We start from the raw sequence: 22,565 nt of genomic DNA, 5'->3' as shown, positions 1-22,565 counted from the left end.
CCCCCCCCCCCCCCCCCCCCCCCCCCCCCCCCCCCCCCCCCCCCCCCCCCCCCCCCCCCCCCCCCCCCCCCGCCCCCCCCCCCCCCCCCCCCCCCCCCCCCCCCCCCCCCCCGGCGTTCAGAGGTCGGGATGTCCACAGGACCCCGGCGGCGGAGCACCCGTCTGGGTCAGGCTCCCGACCCGTGCACGAACTCGCCGCCCTCCTCCCCCACGGCGCCGCCCGGCGCGACCGGATCACCCTCGCCACGAGCTCGAGCAGCGTCAGCCGGTGGCTGACCCGCGGCGACGTCGTCCTGCTGCACCCCGGCGTGCTCGCCCTCGCCGAGCGGGTGGACGAGTGGCCGGTCCGGGCGCTGGCCGCGGTCCTGTGGACCCGTGGGCCGCTGAGTCACCTCTCCGCCCTGGGCGTGCACGGTCTGGCTCCCACGCCCACCGGACCCGTGCACGTCACCGTGCCGGCCGACCGCTGGCCGCGGGGATCGACCAGGGTAGTCGCGCACCGGACCACGCTGCCGATCCACCCGGTCAGGGTGTCCGGCCTGCCCGTGCTCGATGCCGCCCGCAGCCTCGTCGACGCGTGGAGCTGGGCCGCCAGCCCCCGCAACCCCCTGGCCGCCGTCGACGCCCCGGTCGTGCGCCAGGCGGTGATCGAGGCGGTCCGCACACGCGCGGTGTTCGTCGAGGACCTGCTGGCGCAGTCCACCGGGCAGCGGGTGCACGCCGGCCGGGCGGAGCTGACCGAACTGCTCGGTCTCGTCGCGGGCGGCTGCCAGAGCGAGCTCGAGGTGTTCGGGGTCCTGCACGTCCTGCGCGCCCCGGGCATCCCGCCGTTCGTCCAGCAACACCGAGTCGCGGTACCCGGTGGTCGCACCGTCGTCCTCGACGTCGCCTGGCCCGGGCTGCGGGTGGCCGTCGAGCTGGACGGCGCCGCCTTCCACGGCAGCCGGGAGCAGCGGGAGCGCGACCTGCGCCGCGACACGGCGCTCGCGGGGCTCGGCTGGGTCGTGCTCCGCTTCAGCTACCGGCGGCTGACCACGGACCCGTACGGCTGCCGGCGCGAGATCGAGGCCGTCCTGCGACGGCGACTCGCAACCCTCTGAACGCCGGTGGCCCAGAACTCGACGAGTCCTGGGCCACCGGGGTACGACGCTGTCGCGGTCTTACGCGCTCTTCTCGCGGCGCTCGCGGGAGGGCTTGCGCGGCACGATCGTCGGGTTGACGTGCTCCAGCACGACCTCCTTGGTGATCACCACGGAGGCGACGTCCTCGCGGCTGGGCACCTCGTACATCACCGACTGCAGCACCTCCTCCATGATCGCCCGGAGCCCGCGGGCGCCGGTGCCGCGGAGGATGGCCTGGTCGGCGATCGCCTCGAGGGCGTCGTCGGTGAACTCCAGCTCCACGCCGTCGAGCTCGAACAGCCGCCGGTACTGGCGCACCAGGGCGTTCTTCGGCTCGGTGAGGATCTGGATCAGCGCGTCCCGGTCGAGGGCCTGCACGCTGGTGATCACCGGGAGCCGGCCGATGAACTCGGGGATCATCCCGAACTTCAGCAGGTCCTCGGGCATGACCTCGGCGAAGGCGTTGGCCTCCTCGATCTCCTTCTTGCCGCGGATCTCCGCGCCGAAGCCGATCCCCTGCTTGCCGACCCGCTGCTCGATGACCTTCTCCAGGCCGGCGAACGCGCCGCCCACGATGAACAGCACGTTCGTCGTGTCGATCTGGATGAACTCCTGGTGCGGGTGCTTGCGGCCGCCCTGCGGGGGCACCGACGCCGTCGTGCCCTCGAGGATCTTCAGCAGCGCCTGCTGCACGCCCTCGCCGGAGACGTCGCGGGTGATCGACGGGTTCTCGCTCTTGCGGGCGATCTTGTCGACCTCGTCGATGTAGATGATCCCGGTCTCGGCCCGCTTGACGTCGTAGTCCGCGGCCTGGATGAGCTTGAGCAGGATGTTCTCGACGTCCTCGCCGACGTAGCCGGCCTCGGTCAGCGCCGTGGCGTCGGCGATCGCGAACGGGACGTTGAGCATCCGGGCCAGGGTCTGCGCGAGGTGCGTCTTGCCGCAGCCGGTGGGGCCCATCAGCAGGATGTTGGACTTGGCGAGCTCGACCGAGTCGTCCCGGCTGGAGCGCTCACCGCCGGCCTGCACCCGCTTGTAGTGGTTGTAGACCGCGACGGCGAGGGTGCGCTTGGCCTTCTCCTGGCCGATGACGTACTGCTCGAGGAAGTCGTGGATCTCGCGGGGCTTCGGCAGCTCGTCGAACTTCAGGTCCGACGACTCCGAGAGCTCCTCCTCGATGATCTCGTTGCAGAGGTCGATGCACTCGTCGCAGATGTAGACGCCGGGGCCCGCGATGAGCTTCTTGACCTGCTTCTGGCTCTTCCCGCAGAACGAGCACTTGAGCAGGTCACCGCTCTCACCGATTCGTGCCACCTGGTGACCTCCACCTCAGGGGGTTGGCAGGCCCCGGGGGTGCGGACCTGCGGATCGTGTGTCGCTTGCTGCCCGTGCTCGGTCCCGCGGGAGCGGGTGCCGCGAGGGTGTCCTCCCGGCGCTGCCGGCCGGGGATCGGGCGCTCGCCGACGGTACCTGTCGCCGCCGACGCCGCGGGGGTTCGACGCCCCGGTGCGCCGGGGGCGTCCGACTCGCGCGTCACTCCCGGCACTGCACCCCGAACGGTACGGGCCGAGAGCGCGACACGCGCGGACTCGACCCGTACCGATCGGGCGATCACGGCGATCAGACCGGCAGTGCGTTGAGCTTGCGGCTCTGGATGACCTGGTCGACGATCCCGTACTCCTTGGCCTCGGGGGCCGTCAGGATCTTGTCGCGGTCGATGTCGGCGCGGACCTGCTCCACCGAGCGGCCGGTGTGCCGGGCCAGGATCTCCTCCATCTGGGCCCGCACCCGGGCGATCTCGGCGGCGTGGATCTCGAGGTCCGAGACCTGGCCGCCGGCCTCGCCGGAGGGCTGGTGGATCAGCACGCGCGAGTACGGCAGCGCCAGCCGCTTGCCCGGGGTGCCGGCCGCGAGCAGGACGGCGGCGGCCGAGGCGGCCTGGCCCATGCAGACGGTCTGGATGTCCGGGCGGACGAACATCATCGTGTCGTAGATGGCCATCAGCGACGTGAACGAGCCACCGGGCGAGTTGATGTAGATCGTGATGTCGCGGTCGGGGTCGGCCGACTCCAGCGTGATCAGCTGGGCCATCACGTCGTTGGCCGACGCGTCGTCGATCTGCACCCCGAGGAAGATGATCCGCTCCTCGAAGAGCTTGTTGTACGGGTTGCTCTCCTTCATGCCGTAGCTGGTCCGCTCCACGAAGGAGGGCAGCACGTACCGGCTGGAGGGCAGCTGGAAGTCGCTCATCGTCTGTCAGTCCTCGCTGCTCAGTTGTCGGAGACCGGGTTGGCGCTGTCGGTCATCGCGGCGCGGCTGACGACGTGGTCGACGAAGCCGTACTCGAGGGCCTCCTGCGCGGTGAACCAGCGGTCGCGGTCGGAGTCCCGCTCGATCTGCTCGATGGACTGGCCGGTGTGGAACGACTGCAGCTCGTTGAGCTCGCGCTTGGTGCGGCGGAACAGGTCGGCCTGGATGGCGATGTCCGCGGCGGTGCCGCCGACGCCGGCCGAGGGCTGGTGCATCATGATCCGCGCGTGCGGCAGGGCGTAGCGCTTGCCCTTGGTGCCCGCGGTCAGCAGGAACTGGCCCATCGAGGCGGCCAGGCCCATGCCGTAGGTGGCGACGTCGCAGTCGATGAACTGCATCGTGTCGTAGATGGCCATGCCGGCGCTGACCGAGCCGCCCGGCGAGTTGATGTACAGGTGGATGTCCTGCTTGGGGTCCTCGGCGGACAGCAGCAGCATCTGCGCGGCCAGCTGGTTGGCGATGACGTCGTCGACCTGGGTGCCCAGGAAGATGATGCGCTCGCGCAGCAGGCGCTCGTAGACCGAGTCGTTGAGGTTCATCCCCCCGGCGCCACCCCGCATGAGCGGGCTGTTCGCCGGGTTCGGGTGGGTGCTCACGGGTGGTGTGACCTCCGTTGGCGGTGGATCGAGTCGGTCTCGGTGGGCGGGAGGCGGGGCCGGCGGCCCTGGCGGGCCGTACCCCCGGCGTCCGCCCCGAGTCACGTCGACCCTAACGCGCACCCCTTGGCCGGGAGTCCCGGCGCGGGGGCCTGTTCGCCGACGGCGCAGCGCGCCCCCGGGAAGACGACGGACGCCGCCCTCCCCCGCGTGCGCGGGGCAGGACGGCGTCCGGAGGGAGCGGTCGGGCGTCAGCCCTTGGCGACGTCCCCGCTGTCCTCGGTGGCACCCTCGGTCGCCTCGACGGCGGCCGCGTCGGCGACCTCGGCGTCGGGGGCCTCGTCGGCCTCCTCGACGGCGGTGTCGTCAGCGGCGGTGTCGTCAGCCGTGGGGGCGGCCTCGGCGGCGCGCACCGTCTGCGGGCGGGCGGCCTCGAGGTCGACGACGTTGCCCGAGGCGTCGGTGATCGTCGTCTGCTCGAGCAGCTGGGCCAGCGCCTTGGTGCGGCGCACGTCGGCGACGAACTCGGCGATGTTGCCGCTCTGCTGGAGCTGCTGGGCGTACTGCTCCGGGCTCATCCGGTTGCGCGAGGCCTGCGCCATGATCTGCGCCGACAGGTCGTCGTTGTCGACGGTGATCTCGCGGGCGTCGGCGATCGCGTCGAGGACGAACTGGGTGCGGACCGCCTCCTCGATGTTCTTCCGCTGCTCGGCGTCGTAGGCCTCGCGGTTCTCGCTGCCCGACATGGACAGGAAGGTGTCCCAGTCCATGCCGGCGCCGGTGAGCTCGTTGGTCAGCGCGTTGTTGCGGAACTCCAGCTCGCGGTCGACCAGGCCCTCGGGGATCGGGACCTCGGTGACCTCGAGCAGGTGCTCGACCAGCTTGTCGCGGGCCTGCGCGCCCTGCTGCATCACCTTCACCCGCGACAGCCGGGTGCGGACGTCGTCGCGCAGCTCCTCGAGGGTGTCGAACTCGCTGGCGGTGGAGGCGAACTCGTCGTCGAGCTCGGGCAGCTCCTTGGCCTTGACCGAGCGGACGGTGACGGTGACCTGCGCCTGCTCGCCGGCGTGCGGGCCCTGCTGCAGCGGGGTCTCGAAGGTGGCCGACTGGTCGGCGGACAGCCCGCGGACGGCGTCGTCGAGGCCCTCCATGAGGGAGCCGGAGCCGACCTCGTAGGACATGCCGCTGGTGGTGCCGTCCTCGAGCACCTCGTCGCCGACGCGGGCCTCGAGGTCGATGGAGACGTAGTCGCCGTCCTGGGCGGCGCGCTCGACGCCGGTCAGCATGGCGAAGCGCTCGCGCATGACCGAGACCTGCTGGTCGATCTCCTCGTCGGTGACCTCGACGTCGTCGACGGTGACGTTGAGGTCGTCGAGGGCCGGCAGCTCGATCTTCGGCGCGACGTCGACCTCGGCGGTGAACGCCAGGGTGTCGTTGTCGTCGAGGCGGGTGACCTCGATGTCGGGCTGGCCGATGACGCGGACCTGGTTGTCGCGGACGACCTCGGAGTAGACCTCCGGGATGGCGTGCTGGACGACCTGCTCGAGGACGACCGGGCGGCCGATGCGCTGGTCGAGGATGCGGTTGGGCACCTTGCCCGGGCGGAACCCGGGGACGCGCACCTGCCGCTTGAGCTCCTTGTAGACCTCGCCGAAGGCGTGGTCCAGGTCTCCCCACGGCACCTCGATCGCCATCCGGACCCGCGTGGGGCCCAGTTCCTCGATGGTGCTCTTCACAGCGGCAGTGCTCCTCGGTACGACGGAAGGGGACGCCGGGACCGGCGCCGGGTCGACCCCCGAGTCTAGAGACGCCGGGGGCGGGGTCGGGGTGGCGGGATTCGAACCCACGGCCCCCCGCTCCCAAAGCGGGTGCGCTACCAAGCTGCGCCACACCCCGTGGCGGCTGCGAGTCTAGGCGGGCACCGGTGGACGGCGTGCCGCCCACGGGGCCGCCTCCTCCAGCGCGGCGGCGACGCGCACGAGCAGGTCCTCCCGCCCGGCGCCCGCGACCAGCTGCACGCCGACCGGCAGCCCGGCGTCGGTGGTGTGCAGCGGCAGGCTGACCGCCGGCTGGCCGGTGACGTTGGCCTGGGCGGTGTACGGGATGAACGCCCCGATCCGGCGGCCCTCCTCGCGCGGGCCCGCGGCGGTGAACCAGCCGAGCTCCGGCGGGGGCGCGCCCACGGTCGGGGTGACCAGCAGGTCGAAGCCCTGCCCGCCGTCCGCGGTCGGCGTCCAGAAGCGGGCCGCGCGGCGGCACCAGGAGCCCAGCCAGGCGCGGGCGGCGAGGTACTCGGCCGCGGTGGCGCGGTGGCCGGCGGCCCGGTAGTGGGCGTTGCGCGGCTCGAGCTCGTCGTCGGTGATCTCCCGGCCGAGGACCCGCTCGAGGTCGGCGAGCATGCGGGCGGTGTCGGCGGCGATGGTGGCGTTGAAGTGCCGGGAGAAGCCGTCGTCGAAGAAGGCGGCGGGCGCGGCGGGCTCGACGTCGCAGCCGAGGTCCTCCAGCAGCCGGCCGCCGCGGGCGACGGCGGCCCGGCACTCGGGGCTGTCGAGCCAGCGCTCGTGCGGCGGGGCGTCGACCAGGCCGACCCGCAGCCGGCCGACCGGGGCGCCGACCTCCTCGACCAGCGGGCGCGGCAGCGGCGGCGCGGCGTAGGGGTCGCCGGGCATCGGCCCGCCGATCGCGTCGAGGACGGCGGCGGTGTCGCGGACGCTGCGGGTGACGACGCCGTCGATGGTGGCGCCGGCCCAGCCCTCGCCGACGTCGGGGCCCTGGCTGACCCGCGCCCGGCTGGGCTTGAGCCCGACCAGCCCGCACTCGCTGGCGGGGACGCGGATCGACCCGCCGCCGTCGCTGGCGTGCGCGACCGGCACGTAGCCCGCCGCCACGGCCGCGGCCGACCCGCCGCTGGAGCCGCCGGTGGAGCGGGTGGGGTCCCAGGGGTTGCGGGCCGGGGCGTTGGCGGCGGGCTCGGTGGTGACCGTCGTGCCGAGCTCGGGGACGTTGGTGCGGCCGAGGACGACGAACCCGGCGGCGCGGAAGGCCTCGGCCAGGTGGCTGTCGCGGCGCCAGCGCACCTGCGCGTCGCGCAGCGGGGCCAGGCCGTAGCAGGTCTCCTCCCCCGCCATGTGCGCGCCCATGTCCTTGAGGAGCAGCGGCACGCCGCGGAACGGGCCGTCGGGCAGCGTGCCGGCGACCTCGGCGCGGGCGGCGTCGAACCGCTCCCGGATGACGGCGGTGAACTGCGCGTTCGTCGCCTCGATCCGGGCGATGGCGGCCTCGACGAGCTCGGCGGGACTCACCTCCCCGCGACGCACGAGGTCGGCCTGCGCGGTGGCGTCCAGCTCTGTGGGCTCGGTCACGCCCGGACGGTATCGACCTGGCCCGCTACGCTGGTCGGGCACCTCGCGGGTGTAGCTCAATGGCAGAGCCCCAGCCTTCCAAGCTGGCCATGCGGGTTCGATTCCCGTCACCCGCTCCACGCACGACCGCAGGTCAACCGGCCTGTCAGGCCTTCTGGAGAAGCTCTGGAGGACTCTCCGGAGGGTCCGTTCGAACCTTTCAGGGCCCCTGTTCTCCGCTGCGTGGGTCATGCACGGGTCACGTCGGGCAGCCCTACGAGGCCTGGTGGAGCCCGTCCACCCCTCCTCGTGACCGGGAACTGGTCACGAGGTGAACTCGAGGCCGTGCCGCCCGGCGACTCGCCGGGCGGTCTCCTCCACCGGCAGCGCGAGCCGCTCGGCCGCCACCCAGCGGTGGATCACGACGGCGTGAGCGGCCCACCGCCACAACGGGGTCTGCCACCAGCCGGCGTCGCCGAGTAGCCCGGCCCGTGGTCCCGCCGCGACTGCACGCTGCTCGCGATCGCGGGCGTCCCGGACGGCCGCCAGGCGGGGCACGAGTCCGGTTCTCTGCAGGTCAGGCGGACGGTAGACCGCGGTCGCCGCCGTTGATCGTCGTCGTGACGAGACCCGCGAGGAGATCGTGGAGGACGGTGAGCACGGACTGCTCGCCGCCGAGGTCGTACCTGTCGGCCAGCTCCCGAGGGTCGTGGTAGGCGAGGTGCGTGCTCCCGGACTCCGACCACACCAGCAGGCGTAGTGGCAGGTCCACACCGGCACGCGGATCGGCCTGCATGAGCGCCGTGCCGACCGCGGGGTTGCCGAAGATCAGCAGCACTTCGTCCTGCAGCTGGAGGCCGGCCTCCACCGCGCCTGCGGCGTGGTCGATCGTCGCGAAGAGCGGCACCCGGCGTGCGTGGAGTGCGGCGGTGATCAGCGCGACGGTGGACTTCACGTCACCGGGTACCGCCACCACGACCAGCGCATCGGTCATCGCCACCTCCGAGTTCGGACGAGCCGGTGGAACCGGTCGCCGACGATGCGAGCGGTCCGGGCGTTGCCGGTCGTCGACTGTCCCGGACCCACCGGACCGGGACCCGGACCCGGCCGAGCGTCGGGTCGCGACACCGACCGGCATCCGGGACGTCAGTTCCCTGAGCGGCGTGTCCGGGCAGCGCCGCGGTGTCGGTTCGGGCGTCGGGCTGCCCGCGACCGGCGGTCAGTCCTGCTCGAGCAGACGGTCGGCCGGTCCGGAGCACCATCAGCCGGCGAAGGTCGCCAAGGGCTGTCCCACCTCGACGACGTAGGTGGACAGCATCCGTCCCGTGCCCCGGCCGATGTCGCGGGCGTTGTGTGGAGTCCGCGGAGGGATGAGGAAGCCGTCGCCGGCCTGCAGGGTCACCGTGTCGGCGTCCCTGATCTGCATCTCCACCGTCCCGGCGAGGATGTAGCCCACCTCCTCGCCGGGGTGGGTGTGCCAGCCCGATTCCACGCCCACCGGGATCTCGGTGAGCACCTGCACGATCTCCCGCCCGGGGATGGACGAGGGGCCGCGCTGCACCTCGGTGCGCCGGAGGTGGGCGGCCAGGTCGTCCGGTACCGACATGAGGGGCGGCCCGGGATCGGACACGGCTCAGACCCCTGCCGGGGCGCGGCCGGCGACACGGTGGCCCACGGCCTCCATCGCCTGCAGGACCGCGTCGATCACCGGCTGCGGCTTGGTGACGAAGGCGACGTGCGAGCCCTCCACCTCGCTGATGGTCATGCCGGCACGCTGGGCCATGTTCCGGACGACGTCGCTGCCCGCGGCCTTGTCGCCGGTCGGGATGACCGCCCAGCACGGCAGGGCTCTCCAGGCCGGCGCACGGGTCGACTCGGTGAACCCCCGCATGGCCACCGGCCGCTGGGTGGCGGCCATCAACGCGCTGTCCGCGAGCGGCACGTCGGCGGCGAAGGCGTCGTGGAACTTCTCCGGATCGATGGCGACCTCGACCTCGGTCTCGCTCCCCTGACCGGTGGGGTACCGGAGTTGGACGAGAGCGCTGTTGAGGACGCTGTCGACGGAACCGTTCTCGATCTCCGCGAGCGTCTCCCCCTCGTCCGGGGCGAAGGCGGCGACGTAGACCAGAGCGACCACGTTGCCCGGTCGCGTCCCGGCGTTGGTGAGGACCGCCCCGCCGTAGGAGTGGCCGACGGCGATCACCGGGCCGGGGATCTGCCCGAGCGCACTGGCGACGTAGGCGGCGTCGTGAGCGAGGCCGCGCAACGGGTTGGAGATCGCCTGGGCCCGCACCCCGGCGGCCGCGAGGCCGGCGATGACGCCGTTCCAGCCGGAGCTGTCGGCGAAGGCGCCGTGTACGAGGGCGACGGTGGGGGCGGCGGTGGTGTCGGTCATGACGATCCCTCCCGATGTGGCGGTTGACGAAGCCCGGTGCCGGGACGAGCGGCCACCACCACGGCGGTCGTGGGCGGCGGTCACAGGTGATGGCCCGACAGCGGGGCGGAGCCACCTGATTCGGCGGCCGGTCCCAGGCGTCGGCGGTCAGCGGCCCGCCGTGACCGGGACGACCGGCTGCCCTGGTCCTCGTCGACGACGTCCACGCCCGCCTCGGTGATGACGGCCGCCACCGCTCCTCCCGACCCTCGGCTGCCGCGATGCCCGCGTCCGGCCCGGACCTCTCGCGGTAGGACCCTCGTCGCCGTGGTGCGGCCGGAGCAACGGTCAACTGACCTGCGGTGCGGTCGGGTCAGGCGCTCGGCTCGGCACGCCGGGGGTCCGGGACGAGACGGCTGACTCGGTCGAGAACTACCTCACCGCGTGGAACTCCCGGATGGCGGCCAGGACCTCCTGCGGACGTTCCTCGACCAGGAAGTGGCCACAGTCCAGGGCGCGTCCGGACACGTCGGCGGCCCAGTCGCGCCAGATGGCGAGGGTGTCGTACCAGGCCGCCAGGGCTCCCTGGCCGGCCCACAGGACCTGGGTCGGGCAGGTGATCCGGTGGCCCGCCGCGTGGTCCTCGTCGTCCCACTGCCGATCACACGTCGCCGCGGCGCGGTAGTCCTCGCACATCGCCCGGATCGCGGCCGGGTCGCGAGCACACCGGACGTAGTCCGCCACCGCCGCCGGCGGGAACCGGCGGATGGCACCGCCGAACTCGGCGTCGAAGAGGAAGAACTCGGGGTCGGCGCCGATGAGCTGCTCCGGGAGGGGGTGCGGCTGGGCGAGGAAGGCCCAGTGCCAGTAGCCGAGGGCGAAGCGGGCATCGGCGCGTGCCCAGACCTCGCCGGTCGGGATCACGTCCATCACGGTGAGCCGGCGAACCGCCTCGGGATGGTCGAGCGCCATCCGGTAGGCGACCCGGCCCCCGCGGTCGTGTCCGGCGACGTCGAAACGGTCGAACCCGAGCCGGTGCATCAGGTCGATGCAGTCCTCGGCCATGGCCCGCTTGCCGTAGTTCTCGTGGCCGGGGACCGCTGCCGGCTTGGAGCTGTCCCCGTACCCGCGCAGGTCGGGGGCGACCACCGTGAAGTCCTCGGCCAGCTCACCGGCCACCAGGCCCCAGGCCAGGTGGGTCTCGGGGTAGCCGTGCAGGAGCAGCATCGGCGGCCCCGACCCGCCGGCCCGGACCCGCAGCGACACCTCGCCCACGGTCACCTGCGACACGGTCAGCTCGTCGAACGACGCGGGCAGCGTCGTTCCGCTCGTGGTCCCGGCGGGCACGGACATCGGTCTCTCCTGGGGCATCCGGTAGCCGGCGCAGTCTGGCGGCGCTGAGGTCCCCGGCGCACGAGTCACCCGACTCGTCCTGGCGACGCGGCTGTGGCTGGTCGCCGGCCGGTGCCCTGGGAGAGACTCTCGTCGCCGCCGGTCCCGTCGACCGGAGCCGCGTCGTCCCGCGCTGACCGGCGCCCAGCCGAGAGGACGTCCGATGGAGGACACATCCGTCCTCGGCGACAGCGAGCACGCCGACCTGGTCGGGCGGATGGCGGAGCTGCAGCTCCTCGGGACCTTCCTCAGTCGGGCTGCCCACCACGGGGACGCGCTGCTCCTGAGCGGAGGACCGGGGGTCGGCAAGACCGTGCTCCTCGACGCCGCCGGCCAGGCGGCCGTCGGCTCGGGGATGCGGGTCCTGCGAGCGGCCGGGGTCGAGTTCGAGGCCGAGGTCAGCTTCGCCGGGCTCCACCAACTGTTCCTCCCCCTGCACGACCAGGTGCAGGCGCTCCCGCGGCCACAGCAGGAGGCACTGTCGGTCGCTCTCGGCACGGGCACCGGTCGTACAGGCGGCCGGCTCGTGATCTCCGCCGCCGCGCTCGCCCTGCTCCGCCACCTCGCGGAGGAGCAACCGGTCCTGGTGGTCGTCGACGACGTGCAGTGGGTGGACCGCTCGACTGCGCGGGTCCTCGGGTTCGTCGCCCGCCGTCTGGGAGGCAGCCGCGTCGGCTTCCTCGCCGCGGTACGGAGCGAGACCGACTCCTCCCTGCTGCACGCCGGCCTGCCGGAGCACGAGGTACCTCCCCTCGACGAGCTCGCGGCGACGCAGCTGCTGGCCAGCCGGTTCCCGGATCTCGCCGCGCCGGTCCGCCGGCACGTCATCGCGGCGGCGCAGGGGAACCCGCTCGCCCTCCTCGAGCTGCCGGCGACGATGACGGAGGACCAGCGCGTCGCGCGGAACCCCTTGCCGCCCGTCCTCCCGCTGACCGGTCAGCTCCAGAGGCTGTTCGCCCGCCGGCTGCGCACGCTGCCGTCAGCCACCCGCAGGCTGCTCCTGCTGACCGCCCTGGACGGGACCGGGGACCTCCGGGCGCTGCGTGCGGGCTCCTCCGGTGACAGCTGGCTGGACGACCTGGCGCCCGCCGAGCGGGACGGGCTGGTCCGAGTCGACTCGACCACCAACCGGGTGGCCCTCCGGCATCCCCTGATCGGCGCGGCCGCGGTGGAGCTGGCCACCACCGGCGAGCGCCGGCGGACCCATGCCCTCCTCGCCGACCTGCACGCCGACGACCCGGAACGTTGCGCCTGGCACCTGGCCGAGGCCGCGGGCGGCCCGGACGAGTCGACGGCCGCGCTGCTCGAGGTGGCCGCCTCCCGGGCCCTGCACAAGGGTGACGTCGTCCGGGCCGTGCACGCCCGGCTCCGCGCCGCGGAGCTCAGCCCCCGTGGCGCGGACCGTGCGCGCCGGCTGGCCGCAGCCGCCTATCTCGGTGCCGACACAGCAGGGAAGTTGGACAGCGTCCCCCGCCTGCTCGGTGAGGCCCGGCGCGCCGACCCGGACAGTGCGGAGCCCCTCGAGGTCACGGTGGCCGCCGCCTACCACCTCCTCAACGGGGAGGGTGACGTCGACACCGCGCACGCCATGCTCTCCCGGGTGATCGAGGACGCCGTGGAGCAGGGGCGCACCGGCCCGGCGGTCGACGAGGCGCTGCACAGCCTGATGCTGGTCTGCCACTTCAGCGGACGGGACGAGCCCTGGCGCCCGTTCGACTCGGCGGTGACCCGGCTGGGGCCCGGGGTCTCACCGGTCCTGACGGTGTCGAGCAACCTGTACGGCGCTCCCGCCGTCCGCGCGACGTCGAGCGAGCTGGACCGGCTGGACCGGCTCATCGCCACGCTCGGCGCCGAGGTCGACCCCACCCGGATCGTGCGGGTCGCCATCGCGGCCTTCTACGTCGATCGCGTGTCGGCCTGCCGCTCGGCGCTGTCGAGGGTCGTCCGGGACGGGCGCGACGGCGGGGCCGCCACGTCCGCCGTCCAGGCGCTGATGATGCTCTGCCACGACGCCTTCCGCGGGGGACGGTGGGACGAGGCGGCGCGGATGGCCGACGAGGGCATCGCCTGGAGCGAGCTGCTGGGGTACCAGCTGATCTCCCTGCCCGGCGTCTACTGCCGCGCGCTGCTCGCCGCGGCCCGTGGCGGCGACGAGGCCACCGGGTCGCTGACCGAGGAGCTCGTGGCCTGGGCGGCGCCCCGGGGCGCGACGGTGCTCGAGCACTTCGCCAACCGGGTCAGGGCCCTGGCCGCCCTCGGTCGAGGCGACTACGAGGAGGCCTACCGTCGAACGACCGCCATCAGCCCTCCGGGCCTCCTGGCGCCTCACGTCCCGGTCGCCATGTGGGTCGCCAAGGACCTGGTGGAGGCGGCGGTCCGCACCGGGCGTTCCGCGGAGGCTGCGGCACACGTCACCGCCATGCAGCGGTCCGAGGTCTTCCGGCTCCGCCCGCGCTTGGCCCTGCTCGCCTCAGGGTCAGCGGCGCTCGCGGCCTCCGGTGAGGACGCCGGCGATCTCTACCGCGCGGCCCTGGGCGTCCGCGGCGCCGAGGCGTTCCCGTTCGAACGGGCACGCGTGCAACTGGCCTACGGCGAACACCTGCGGCGGACCCGGGCGACGTCGGCGGCCCGACTCCAGCTGACCGCTGCTCGGGAGCAGTTCGAGAGCCTGGGCGCGCACCCCTGGATCACTCGTGCGGACCAGGAGTTGCGTGCCAGCGGTCTGACGCACGGTGCCCGCACCGAGTCATCCGCGGTGGCGACGCTGACACCACAGGAGCACCAGATCGCCTCGCTGGCCGCTTCCGGGCTGACCAACAAGCAGATCGGAAGCCGTCTCCACCTGTCCCCCCGCACGGTCTCCGGCCACCTGTACCGGATCTTCCCCAAGCTCGGCATATCGACGCGCGCAGCCCTGCGCGACGCGTTGACCCGGACATCCCCTGCACCACCGCCGGTGGCGGCTGACCCGGGGCCGGCTGCGCGATCCGGACGACACCCACGGTGACCTGCACATGGTCCTCGCTCTGGTCGGCTTCGACCGGGTCACCTCGCCCCGGCCCCTCTGTCGGCACTGGAGACCGCCACGAGCAGGTGCCACACACTCGTGCACTCCGGGGCCAACGACTCGTTGTGACGAGCGCACCGAGGTAGCGCCGGCGAGCCGATGAGGCTTGGCACCGCAGGGGGCAGACGCCCTTCGTCGCCATCGCCGACGCCCCCGCGGCCGGATGCACGACGTGCGCCCCTCGTGATCGTGAACAGCTCCCCTGGAGGAGCGCCCGTCGGGTCGTGCGACACGGGGGAAGGGCGGCCGGTCAGCGCCGTCCGTGTTGCCGTCTCAACGCGCTCAGGACCGTCTCGGTCACGAGTCGTTCGACCTCTCGTGCGGCGAGTCGTCCGAGCCGGACGCCGTCGGCACCGCCGACGAGCAACCACGTCACCATGATGACGACCCACTCGGCACCGAGGTCGACGCGGAACACGCCGTCCTCCTGGCCGCGGCGGACCAGTGCGCGCAGTTGTTCGTCGCTGTCGCGCACCAGGGTGAGGAGTTCCTTCTCCACCAGGTCGTCCAGCGGCTGGGACGTCAGCAGCCCGAAACGGACTCCCAGTGGCGCCAGGGCGGCGATGAGCCGACGCAGGGCGTCATCCGGCGGACCTTCCTCGAGCCGGGCGGCGTCCGTGGCCGCGACGTAGGCCTCGGCGGCCGCGCGCGCCACCGCTGAGACCAGCACCTGCCGGTTCGGATACCGCCGGAACAGGGTCGCCCGGCTGATGCCCGCAGCTGCGGCGATCTCCTCCATGGACGCGGTCGGCGCCGCCGACAGGACCTCGGCCGCGCGAGACAGGAGCGCATCCTCGGGCACACCGACACCCTACCGGCTTGAGACTCAAACGTCGCACATGAGATATCATCGTCTCGTGGCTCTCCGGGTGACGCGATGACTCCAGCGCTGCTGCTCGGCATCGCCGGGTTGGCGGCACTCGACTCGTTGAACCCGGCCACGATCGCCGGCGTCGCCCTGATCCTGCTGGCGCCTCTGCAGCGCCGGCTCGCCACCGCGCTGGCGTACGTGGCCGGGGCGTACCTGACCGTCCTCGCCATCGGGGTCGCCGTGTACGCCGGCGCGGACCTGGCCGCCGAGGTGGTCACCGGCGGGCTGGCGTGGGTGCGCCGAGGCGCCTTCGGACTGGCCGCGCTGCTCCTGCTGGTCGCGGCCGTCCGTCGACTGCGCCCACAGCAGCGGTCAGCAGTCGTCCTGCCCCGCTGGTTCGGTCCGTGGACCGCTGCCCCCGTCGGGGTGCTCGTCACGGCGGCCGACCTGCCCAACGCCTTCCCGTACCTGATTGCCATCGAGCGCCTGGTCACCGCCGACGTGCCGCTGACGACCGGCCTGTGGGTACTGGCCGGCTACGCCATCGTGTACTGCCTGCCCTGCCTGGTGCTGCTCGCCGTCGGCACGCTCCACGGGGAGCGGGTGCGCCGCCGACTCCAACGGGTCTACGACCGCATCGGCCAGGCGCGCACCGTGCCCCGCAGCATCCCCGCCGCCCTGGGCCTGGTGCTGCTCGGAGCCGCCGTGGCCGCCATCGCAGCACAGGTGTGAACGCGCCCTGCCCTTGGTCAGCCCTCCTGACAGGAGAGGCCCGGGGCTGGTGGTCCTGGAAACTCCGGGCGCCGCAGGAACACGGTTCGACGTGTCCCTCCGGGGGCCGCTTGGGGAGCAACCGTGGGCGGCGACGCACCGCTGGGCCGAAGGGAGGCCCCTGGCGGATGTCCCGAAGGCCGACCGGAGGCCGCTGACCAGGCGCCGGAACACGACGGCGCACCGCACCACCGAACAGCGACACCCCTCCGGCGATCCGCTCCCGACTGTTGCGCAGGCCGGCGAGCACCTCGGCACCGGGGAGCGGTTCGTCCGCCGGCTCATCACCGAACGCCGGATCAGTCGCGTCAAGATCGGCAAGTACGTGCGCCTCAAGCGCTCGGCAGTGGACGCCGGTGCGAGGTCAGCCCCGGCTCCTCCGAGGCGGCCGGCTGAGAGACCGGCCTGGAGCGCCGCCGTCTGGGATACCCCGTTCCCGCCTCCCGCCATCGCGCTGCGGCTCGGCCGCGTCGGGCTGCCGTCCCACCGGCGCCACCCTGGCCGCGCCTGCTGGTGCGATCACCCCGGAACTCACGCGCCGACCCGGCCACTCCCCCACCGCCGCGGCCCCGCTCGACCAGCCCACCGCCGATGACCACGACGCCGAGATCGCCCGTGCCCTCGCCGCCGTGCTGGGTGCAGCCGGCGAGTCGTGGGACGACGATCCGGACGGGGGCGACTGACAGGCTCCCGGCGCGGTGGGTCACGCGTGGGTCGTGCCGGACCGCCGGGTCGCACGTGGGTCACGAGCCCTCGTCCGGAGGTCGACCCAGGCCGCTGACCAGCATGGACAGGGTCACGGGATCCCGCCCTCCGAGCTGGCCCATGCGGGTTCGATTCCCGTCACCCGCTAACGCGTTCTGGCGGGCCGACCGGGCTGTCAGCCTCCTGGGGAAGCGCCGGAGGAGCCTCCGACGGCCGTCAGACCCCCTGCAGGGCCTCGTTCCTCTGCGCTGGCCGGGCGCTGGTCACGCCGGACGGCTCGATGCGGACCGCGCTGCCACCCGTCCACGACCTCGGGGAGCTCGCTCCGCGACCGGTGCGCCGGTCCCGATCCGCCCGGAGGACCTTCCCGGCACGTGCCCCCCGGATCAGCTCCCGGGGCGCCGGAAGGCGTCGCGCCCCCGCCTGGCCTTGTCGAGGACGGACCGCAGCTGCTCCTGGTCCAGCAACTGGTGGGTGCCGAGGCTCCGGACGTCGCCGGAACTCACCGACGCGACCACCGACGCGGTGGCGGTCTCCGCGTCCGGCGCCTCGAGGATGACCATCCCGTCCTGCTCCCCGAGCATCCAGTACAGCGCCTCCAGCCGGGCGCCGACCGCCTCGGCCGACGCAGTCGCGGCAGCGGTGCGATCGCCCGGTCGGTCGATCATCCGGCTCCACGCCTCCGGGGTGTACGAGAAGAAGACGACGAACTTCGGCATCCCGACCACCTCGTCCCGAGTCGTTGCGCCGCCCGATTGCACCAGCAGTCCGGCGGCGCGCCGCGGCCCGGCGACGCGGTGCCGCGGGAGGCGGTGCGCCCGGACCGGGTGCAGTCCCCACGGCACCGTCCGCTGCTCCACACGGGAGCGCCGTGTCGTCCAGCAGGATCAGAGCCGGTCGTGCAGGGGCGGTCCCCGGCACCCGCTGCCACCCGGCGCGGGACCGCAGCGAACCGGAACAGGCCGTCCGTTCCGCGGCCGTTTCGTGCCGAACACGGGGGGTTACGGTCGTCCCGCAGAGGGGCCCTGGATCGAACAGCGTGCCCAGGTCCTCTCCCGTTCCCCGGGCAGGTCCCCGGGACCGGGAGGCGACACGATGGAAGCCAGCGAGCGGGTCACGTGGGAGGACTGCCCGATCTGCCGGCGGCCGGCGGCCGTCGGGTGGGTCGACGGGCAGGCCGTGGAGTTCGACTGCCCGGGCGGCTGCCGCCCGAGCGCGGTGCAGCTGGAGGCCTTCGCGGCCCGGCGGGCCAGGCCGCCGGTGGTCTGGCTGACCCGCATCTAGCGCGCCGGACGACGCTCAGCCGGTGGACCCGCGGGTGAGGCGCCTGCGGACGGTCCCCTGCTGCCGCTCGGCCCGGACCGGCTGCATCTCCAGGGCCAGCCCCGTGGTGCGCCCGCCGGCGTCGCGGCTGAACACGGCACGGATGTCGCCGGTGCCGGGGAGTCCGAGGTCGAGCCGGAAGGCGTAGGGGTCGGCCTCGTCGTCCGGGTGCAGCTCGAAGCCCTTCGCCAGGACGGGCACCGGGGACAGGATGCGCAGCCAGAGCCGGCCGCCGCGGATTGAGACGTCCAGGCCCGCACCGAGGAACGCGGTGGCCCGCACGTCGGTGACCGGACCGGGGACCCGGTACCGGCCGACCAGCTCGCCCCAGACCTCCGGGCGCTGCGGCACGTCGGTGCGGATCCGGCGGTGCGGGATGCCGAGCAGGTCCTCGAGCAGGCCGCCGATCTCGCCGGGCAGCCAGAACGGCCCCCGGTGGGTGCCGTTGGTGAACGCCATCACGCCGACGCCGTCGTCGGGGGCGACGAAGACCTGCGCGTCGAAGCCGGGCATCGTGCCCTGGTGCTCGACGACGCGGTGCCCACGGCCGTCGACGCGCCAGAACGCCAGCCCCATGCCGGGCAGCCGCGGATCGGGCCGGTAGTGCGGCTCGAACACCGTGTCCAGCGTCGCGGGCTCGAGCACCCGGCCGTGCTCGTTGGCGCCGCCGCCGGTCAGCGCCGCCAGGTAGCGGGCCATGTCGCGCGGCGTGGAGTAGACGTTGCCGGCCGCTGCGGTCACCGCGTCGCGCCGCGGCACCGGGCGCGGCCCGGCCGCGGAGAGCCGGTAGCCGGTGGCGAGCCGCGGCCGCAGCCGCTCGGGGAGCACCAGGTCGGAGTCGGTCATGCCGAGGGGTGCGAACACCCGCTCGCGCACGTACCGGTCGAAGGGCAGGCCGCTGACGTCCTCGACGACCTGCCCGACCGCCGTCGGCCCGTGGTCGGTGTACCGGAACCGGGTGCCCGGCTCGACGTCCAGCGGCACCCGCCCGCGGTAGTACTCGGCCGGCGTCGGCACCCGCCCGGGCGGGAAGCCGATCCCGAAGTCCCGGCGGAAGGCGGCGGAGCGCGGCACCTCCTCGGGGACGCCGGCGGTGTGGGTGAGCAGGTGACGCACCGTCGCCGGGCGCCAGCCGGACCTCCGCGGTACGAGCCGGTAGGCGCGCAGGGAGTCGGCGACCGGCGCATCCAGGTCGACCCGCCCCTGCTCGACCAGCTGGAGGACCGCGATCGCGGTGACGGTCTTGGTGATCGAGGCGATGCGGAAGACGGTGTCCTCGGTGACGGGGGTCCGCGACGCGATGTCGGCGAGCCCGTGCGCGGCGAAGGACTCCAGGCCACCACCGCGCACCACACCGACCGCGAGCCCGACGCACGGCTGCCGGCCGCGGATCTCGGCGACCCGCGTCTCGAGCCGGAGCTCCTCCACGGCGGTCATGACCCCTCCCGGCGGACGGACGGCGACCCGCGTCCAGGCTGACCCGCCCGGGACCGGGGGGACGCGTCCGTCCGGCCTCCCCGGCCGGGGCCGGGGACCCCACCGCCCACGGCCGCACGGCCCTGGCAGCCGCCCGCCCCGCGGGTCCACGCTGCGCCCGGGCCCGCGGCGGAGGAGGACGCCATGGACGCACCCGGCACCGCGTGGGACCGCCTCCGGCCGGTCCGGGTGCTCCCGGTCCTCGCCGTGCTGCTGGCGGCGCTCCTCGGCGGCTGCGGCGGCGGGAGCGACGACACCACCCCGCCGGCGGCGACGTCCCCGGCGACCCCGTCCCCGTCCGGTCCGAGCCCCGGGCCCTCGCCGACGGACGAGCCGCCCGACGACGGGCCACCCGACGGCGGGACCCCCGACGGCGGGACCCCTGACGGCGAGGAGCCGGACGACGGGTCCACGCCCGCACCGGGCACGGCGATCCCCGGCGAGGACCTCACCGCCGAGCAGGCCGCCGAGCTGCAGGCGCAGGTCGACGGCGGGCACCAGCCGTGGCGCACCGACGTCGCGGCGGTGGCCGCGGCCTTCGCGGCGAGCGAGCTCGGCTGGGACGACGCCGAGGTCGCCCTCGCCGACCCGCACACCACCGAGGTGACCGACCCGGCGAGCGGGCACGTCGTCACCCTGCAGCTGCGTCAGCCGGCCCGGGAGGGCGAGGGCGGGATCTGGGTCGTCGTCAGCGGGGTCTGGGTCGCCTGACGGGGCCCGGGCTCAGTCGGTGAACCCGCGGGTGAGCAGCACGACGGTCACGAACGTGCGGTAGAGCGCCACCGGGTCGTCGTCGGCGATCCGGACGTCGAGGGTCCCGGCACGCTCGACCCCGACGATCCGGGCGGCCAGCTCGGCGAGGTCCGCGTTGCGGAAGGTGACCTCCAGCGTCGCCGGCAGCTCGATCGCCGGGAGGCCGGCGGCGGGCAGGCCGCGCACGGCGGCGGCCGCCCGCTCGCGGATGAGCGCGCACGCCTCGGCCGGGTGCAGGCTCTCGGCCGCGAACCGGGTCACCGACCGCTTGACGACGGCGGCCTCGATCCCCGGGCACACCGCGCGCGCCTCCTCGGCCGTCGTCTCGTCGCCGGTGACCAGGACGACCGGCACGCCGTGGCCGAGCGCGACCAGCGCGTTGATGCCCGACTCCCCCACCTCGACGCCGTTGAGCCGCACGCGGGCGACCGCCGCCGGGTTGTAGGTGTGCGACAGCACCGAGGACGGCCCGCCCATCGAGCCGTGGTAGCTGACGAGGAAGACGGCGTCGAAGGAGCCGTCCAGCCCCTCCATCATGTACATCGGCTTGTGCCGGCCGGCGAGGTAGCGGGCGTTGCCGAGCAGCTCGCCGGGCCGCAGGTTCTGCATCGTCGAGTGCGAGTCGTTGACGAGGAACTCGGTGGCGCCGGCGTCCACCGCGCCCGCGATCGCGGCGTTCACCTCGTCCTGCAGCAGCCGCCGGTAGTGCTCGTACTCCCCGCCCGGGCCCCGGCACTGTGCCCAGTCGACGACACCCGCGGTGCCCTCCATGTCCGACGACACGTAGACCTTCACGCGCCCATCCTCGGTGGTCGCTCACAGCTCCCCGCACGGCGGTCCGGAGCGCCCGCTCATGCGGGCGGGACGATGCGCCGACGTCGCCGCTGCGGTCAGCGTCGAACGGTGACGCGCTGGAGGCCGATCGTGGTCCTGGGGGCCGCGCAGTTCCTCGCCGTCCTCGACACCGCGGTGATGAACGTGTCGATCAGTCAGCTGGTCGAGGACTTCGACACGACCGTCACCACCATCCAGGCGGTCATCACCGTCTACACGCTCGTCATGGCCGCGTTCATGGTCACCGGGGGGAAGATCGGCGACCGGATCGGCCGGCGGCGCGCCTTCGCCGTCGGGCTCGTCGTCTACGCGGTGGGTTCCCTGATCACCGCGCTGGCCCCCACCGTGCTGGTCCTCGCCCTGGGGTGGTCGGTCATCGAGGGACTGGGCGCGGCTCTGGTGCTGCCCGCGCTCGCCGCCCTGGTGGGCGGCAACTACCGGGGCCGGGACCGGGCGATGGCGTACGGGGTCATCGGTGGGCTGGCCGGGGCCGGGATCGCCGTCGGCCCGTTGCTCGGCGGCTGGGTGACGACCTACCTCAGCTGGCGGCTCGTCTTCGCCGGCGAGGTCGTCGTGGTGCTGGCCGTCCTCGCCGGGCTCCGCTGGGTCGAGGACGCGCCGACGCCGGGCCCGCGTCCCCGGATCGACGCGGTCGGGGCGGCGCTCTCCGCGCTCGGGTTGGCGCTCGTCGTCCTCGGGGTGCTGCAGAGCACCACGTGGGGCTGGCTGCAGCCGCGCGAGTCGCCGGTCACCGTCCTGGGTTTCGCCCTGACGCCGTTCGTCATCGGCGCCGGCCTGGCCCTGCTGGCGCTGCTGCGGTCGTGGTTGCGCCACCGGGAGGCCCGCGGCGAGGAACCGCTGCTGCACTGGCGGCTGTTCTCCGTCCCGCCGCTGCGCGCGGCCGTGCAGACGCTCGTCGCGCAGAACCTCGTCCTGCTCGGGGTCTTCTTCACCGTGCCGCTGTACCTGCAGGTCGTGCAGGGGCTCGACGCCTTCGAGACCGGGCTGCGGCTGCTCCCGGTCTCGGTGCTCATGCTGGTCACGGCCATGAGTGCACCGCTGCTGAACCGGGTCGCCGGCCCGCGCACCGTGGTGCGGGTCGGCTTCGCCGTCCTGGTCGCGGCGTCCCTGTGGCTGCTCGCGACGGTCCGGCCGGAGCTCGACGACCTCTCCTTCGGGCTGGCGATGGCGCTGCTGGGGATCGGGATGGGCCTGCTGGCCGCCCAGCTCGGCAACGTCGCCCAGTCCAGCGCCGGGGAGGCCGACCGCAGCGAGGTCGGTGGCCTGCAGTACACGGCGCAGAACCTGGGGTCCTCGCTCGGGACGGCGTTCGTCGGCTCGGTGCTCATCGGCACGCTGACCGCCGCCTCCGTACGCGGGATCTCCGGCGACCCACGGGTCAGCGACGACGTCGCCGAGGAGGTGGGCGTGGCGATCAGCGGGGGCGCCAGCTTCGTCCCGGTCGACCAGGCGCGGGCCGCGCTCGACCAGGCGGGGATCTCCGCCGCGGAGGTCGACGCCCTGGTGGCGACCTACGCCGACGCGCAGTTGCTCGGCCTGAGGACGGCGCTCCTCGCGGTCGCCGCCGTCGCCCTGCTGAGCCTCTTCCTGACCCGCGCCCTCCCCGCGGCGCGCCTGGCACCGCCACCCACGCCGGCGGAGCCGGCGTCGGCCGCCGTCCGGGGGTGAGG

Annotated in this window: 21 protein-coding genes and 2 tRNA genes; 8 read left to right on the top strand and 15 right to left on the bottom strand. The window is 73.9% G+C overall.

Features of this window, described 5'->3' with window-relative positions; translation table 11 throughout:
* Window positions 1–182: 182 nt before the first annotated feature.
* Window positions 183–1,100 carry a DUF559 domain-containing protein gene (locus tag ACI79B_RS17600; RefSeq protein ID WP_456926950.1) on the top strand — a complete coding sequence of 306 codons (918 nt, stop codon included), beginning with the start codon at window positions 183–185 and terminating at the stop codon, window positions 1,098–1,100.
* A 60-nt stretch (window positions 1,101–1,160) separates the two neighbouring features.
* On the opposite strand, the gene clpX is transcribed toward ACI79B_RS17600, so the two are convergent.
* From clpX to ACI79B_RS17570, 6 genes are all read right to left on the bottom strand, one after another.
* Entirely contained in the window at window positions 1,161–2,435 is a 1,275-nt protein-coding gene (gene clpX / locus ACI79B_RS17595; RefSeq protein WP_456926951.1) for an ATP-dependent Clp protease ATP-binding subunit ClpX, read from the bottom strand.
* 306 nt (window positions 2,436–2,741) lie between these two features.
* Complete coding sequence (locus tag ACI79B_RS17590) at window positions 2,742–3,371, bottom strand: ATP-dependent Clp protease proteolytic subunit (protein WP_387985431.1); 630 nt, start codon at window positions 3,369–3,371, stop codon at window positions 2,742–2,744.
* Window positions 3,372–3,391: 20 nt separating this feature from the next.
* Window positions 3,392–4,027 carry an ATP-dependent Clp protease proteolytic subunit gene (locus ACI79B_RS17585; protein WP_456926952.1) on the bottom strand — a complete coding sequence of 212 codons (636 nt, stop codon included), beginning with the start codon at window positions 4,025–4,027 and terminating at the stop codon, window positions 3,392–3,394.
* A gap of 251 nt (window positions 4,028–4,278) precedes the next feature.
* Window positions 4,279–5,763 carry a trigger factor gene (tig, locus tag ACI79B_RS17580; protein WP_456926953.1) on the bottom strand — a complete coding sequence of 495 codons (1,485 nt, stop codon included), beginning with the start codon at window positions 5,761–5,763 and terminating at the stop codon, window positions 4,279–4,281.
* An 86-nt stretch (window positions 5,764–5,849) separates the two neighbouring features.
* Window positions 5,850–5,923: transfer RNA gene (locus tag ACI79B_RS17575), tRNA-Pro, on the bottom strand.
* Between the two features lie 14 nt (window positions 5,924–5,937).
* Window positions 5,938–7,389 carry an amidase gene (locus tag ACI79B_RS17570; RefSeq protein ID WP_456926954.1) on the bottom strand — a complete coding sequence of 484 codons (1,452 nt, stop codon included), beginning with the start codon at window positions 7,387–7,389 and terminating at the stop codon, window positions 5,938–5,940.
* Window positions 7,390–7,434: 45 nt separating this feature from the next.
* Between ACI79B_RS17570 and ACI79B_RS17565 the strand changes: the two genes are divergently transcribed.
* A tRNA-Gly gene (locus tag ACI79B_RS17565) sits at window positions 7,435–7,508 on the top strand.
* Window positions 7,509–7,692: 184 nt separating this feature from the next.
* Here ACI79B_RS17565 and ACI79B_RS17560 read toward each other — a convergent pair.
* The 5 genes from ACI79B_RS17560 to ACI79B_RS17540 form a co-directional block, all read right to left on the bottom strand.
* Window positions 7,693–7,926 carry a hypothetical protein gene (locus tag ACI79B_RS17560; protein WP_456926955.1) on the bottom strand — a complete coding sequence of 78 codons (234 nt, stop codon included), beginning with the start codon at window positions 7,924–7,926 and terminating at the stop codon, window positions 7,693–7,695.
* 19 nt (window positions 7,927–7,945) lie between these two features.
* The gene (locus tag ACI79B_RS17555) at window positions 7,946–8,362 is read right to left on the bottom strand and encodes a DUF302 domain-containing protein (RefSeq protein WP_456926956.1); all 417 of its coding nucleotides are present in this window, start codon (window positions 8,360–8,362) and stop codon (window positions 7,946–7,948) included.
* Window positions 8,363–8,629: 267 nt separating this feature from the next.
* Window positions 8,630–8,998, bottom strand: coding sequence for a cupin domain-containing protein (locus ACI79B_RS17550; RefSeq protein ID WP_456926957.1), 369 nt, complete (start codon window positions 8,996–8,998; stop codon window positions 8,630–8,632).
* A gap of 3 nt (window positions 8,999–9,001) precedes the next feature.
* Entirely contained in the window at window positions 9,002–9,763 is a 762-nt protein-coding gene (locus ACI79B_RS17545) for an alpha/beta fold hydrolase (protein ID WP_456926958.1), read from the bottom strand.
* A gap of 411 nt (window positions 9,764–10,174) precedes the next feature.
* A complete protein-coding gene (locus tag ACI79B_RS17540) occupies window positions 10,175–11,095 on the bottom strand; it encodes an alpha/beta fold hydrolase (protein WP_456926959.1) in 921 nt (306 codons plus the stop codon).
* A 202-nt stretch (window positions 11,096–11,297) separates the two neighbouring features.
* Between ACI79B_RS17540 and ACI79B_RS17535 the strand changes: the two genes are divergently transcribed.
* Entirely contained in the window at window positions 11,298–14,141 is a 2,844-nt protein-coding gene (locus tag ACI79B_RS17535; RefSeq protein WP_456926960.1) for an AAA family ATPase, read from the top strand.
* Between the two features lie 310 nt (window positions 14,142–14,451).
* Here ACI79B_RS17535 and ACI79B_RS17530 read toward each other — a convergent pair whose 3' ends face one another.
* Window positions 14,452–15,003 (bottom strand): TetR/AcrR family transcriptional regulator, encoded by a 552-nt coding sequence (locus tag ACI79B_RS17530; protein ID WP_456926961.1) that lies wholly within the window; start codon window positions 15,001–15,003, stop codon window positions 14,452–14,454.
* Window positions 15,004–15,078: 75 nt separating this feature from the next.
* Between ACI79B_RS17530 and ACI79B_RS17525 the strand changes: the two genes are divergently transcribed.
* Together ACI79B_RS17525 and ACI79B_RS17520 are read left to right on the top strand one after the other, a co-directional pair.
* Window positions 15,079–15,744, top strand: a complete 666-nt coding sequence (locus ACI79B_RS17525; RefSeq protein ID WP_456926962.1) for a GAP family protein — start codon at window positions 15,079–15,081, stop codon at window positions 15,742–15,744.
* A 49-nt stretch (window positions 15,745–15,793) separates the two neighbouring features.
* A complete protein-coding gene (locus ACI79B_RS17520; RefSeq protein WP_457000217.1) occupies window positions 15,794–16,378 on the top strand; it encodes an excisionase family DNA-binding protein in 585 nt (194 codons plus the stop codon).
* A gap of 496 nt (window positions 16,379–16,874) precedes the next feature.
* Here ACI79B_RS17520 and ACI79B_RS17515 read toward each other — a convergent pair whose 3' ends face one another.
* Window positions 16,875–17,207, bottom strand: coding sequence for a GYD domain-containing protein (locus ACI79B_RS17515; RefSeq protein WP_456926963.1), 333 nt, complete (start codon window positions 17,205–17,207; stop codon window positions 16,875–16,877).
* Window positions 17,208–17,583: 376 nt separating this feature from the next.
* On the opposite strand from ACI79B_RS17515, the gene ACI79B_RS17510 reads away from it, so the two are divergent.
* Window positions 17,584–17,772, top strand: a complete 189-nt coding sequence (locus ACI79B_RS17510; protein WP_456926964.1) for a hypothetical protein — start codon at window positions 17,584–17,586, stop codon at window positions 17,770–17,772.
* A 15-nt stretch (window positions 17,773–17,787) separates the two neighbouring features.
* Here ACI79B_RS17510 and ACI79B_RS17505 read toward each other — a convergent pair whose 3' ends face one another.
* On the bottom strand, window positions 17,788–19,248 hold the full coding sequence (locus ACI79B_RS17505; RefSeq protein WP_456926965.1) for a serine hydrolase domain-containing protein: 1,461 nt from the start codon (window positions 19,246–19,248) through the stop codon (window positions 17,788–17,790).
* 183 nt (window positions 19,249–19,431) lie between these two features.
* Between ACI79B_RS17505 and ACI79B_RS17500 the strand changes: the two genes are divergently transcribed.
* Window positions 19,432–19,998 (top strand): hypothetical protein, encoded by a 567-nt coding sequence (locus ACI79B_RS17500; RefSeq protein WP_456926966.1) that lies wholly within the window; start codon window positions 19,432–19,434, stop codon window positions 19,996–19,998.
* 12 nt (window positions 19,999–20,010) lie between these two features.
* Here ACI79B_RS17500 and ACI79B_RS17495 read toward each other — a convergent pair whose 3' ends face one another.
* On the bottom strand, window positions 20,011–20,835 hold the full coding sequence (locus tag ACI79B_RS17495; protein ID WP_456926967.1) for a M55 family metallopeptidase: 825 nt from the start codon (window positions 20,833–20,835) through the stop codon (window positions 20,011–20,013).
* Between the two features lie 108 nt (window positions 20,836–20,943).
* Between ACI79B_RS17495 and ACI79B_RS17490 the strand changes: the two genes are divergently transcribed.
* Entirely contained in the window at window positions 20,944–22,563 is a 1,620-nt protein-coding gene (locus tag ACI79B_RS17490; RefSeq protein ID WP_456926968.1) for an MFS transporter, read from the top strand.
* The last annotated feature ends 2 nt before the right edge of the window (window positions 22,564–22,565 follow it).

This window comes from Geodermatophilus sp. SYSU D00879 (assembly GCF_054050375.1).
Note: the sequence above shows the minus strand (reverse complement) of the source record. Positions and strands in the feature narration are given on the sequence as shown.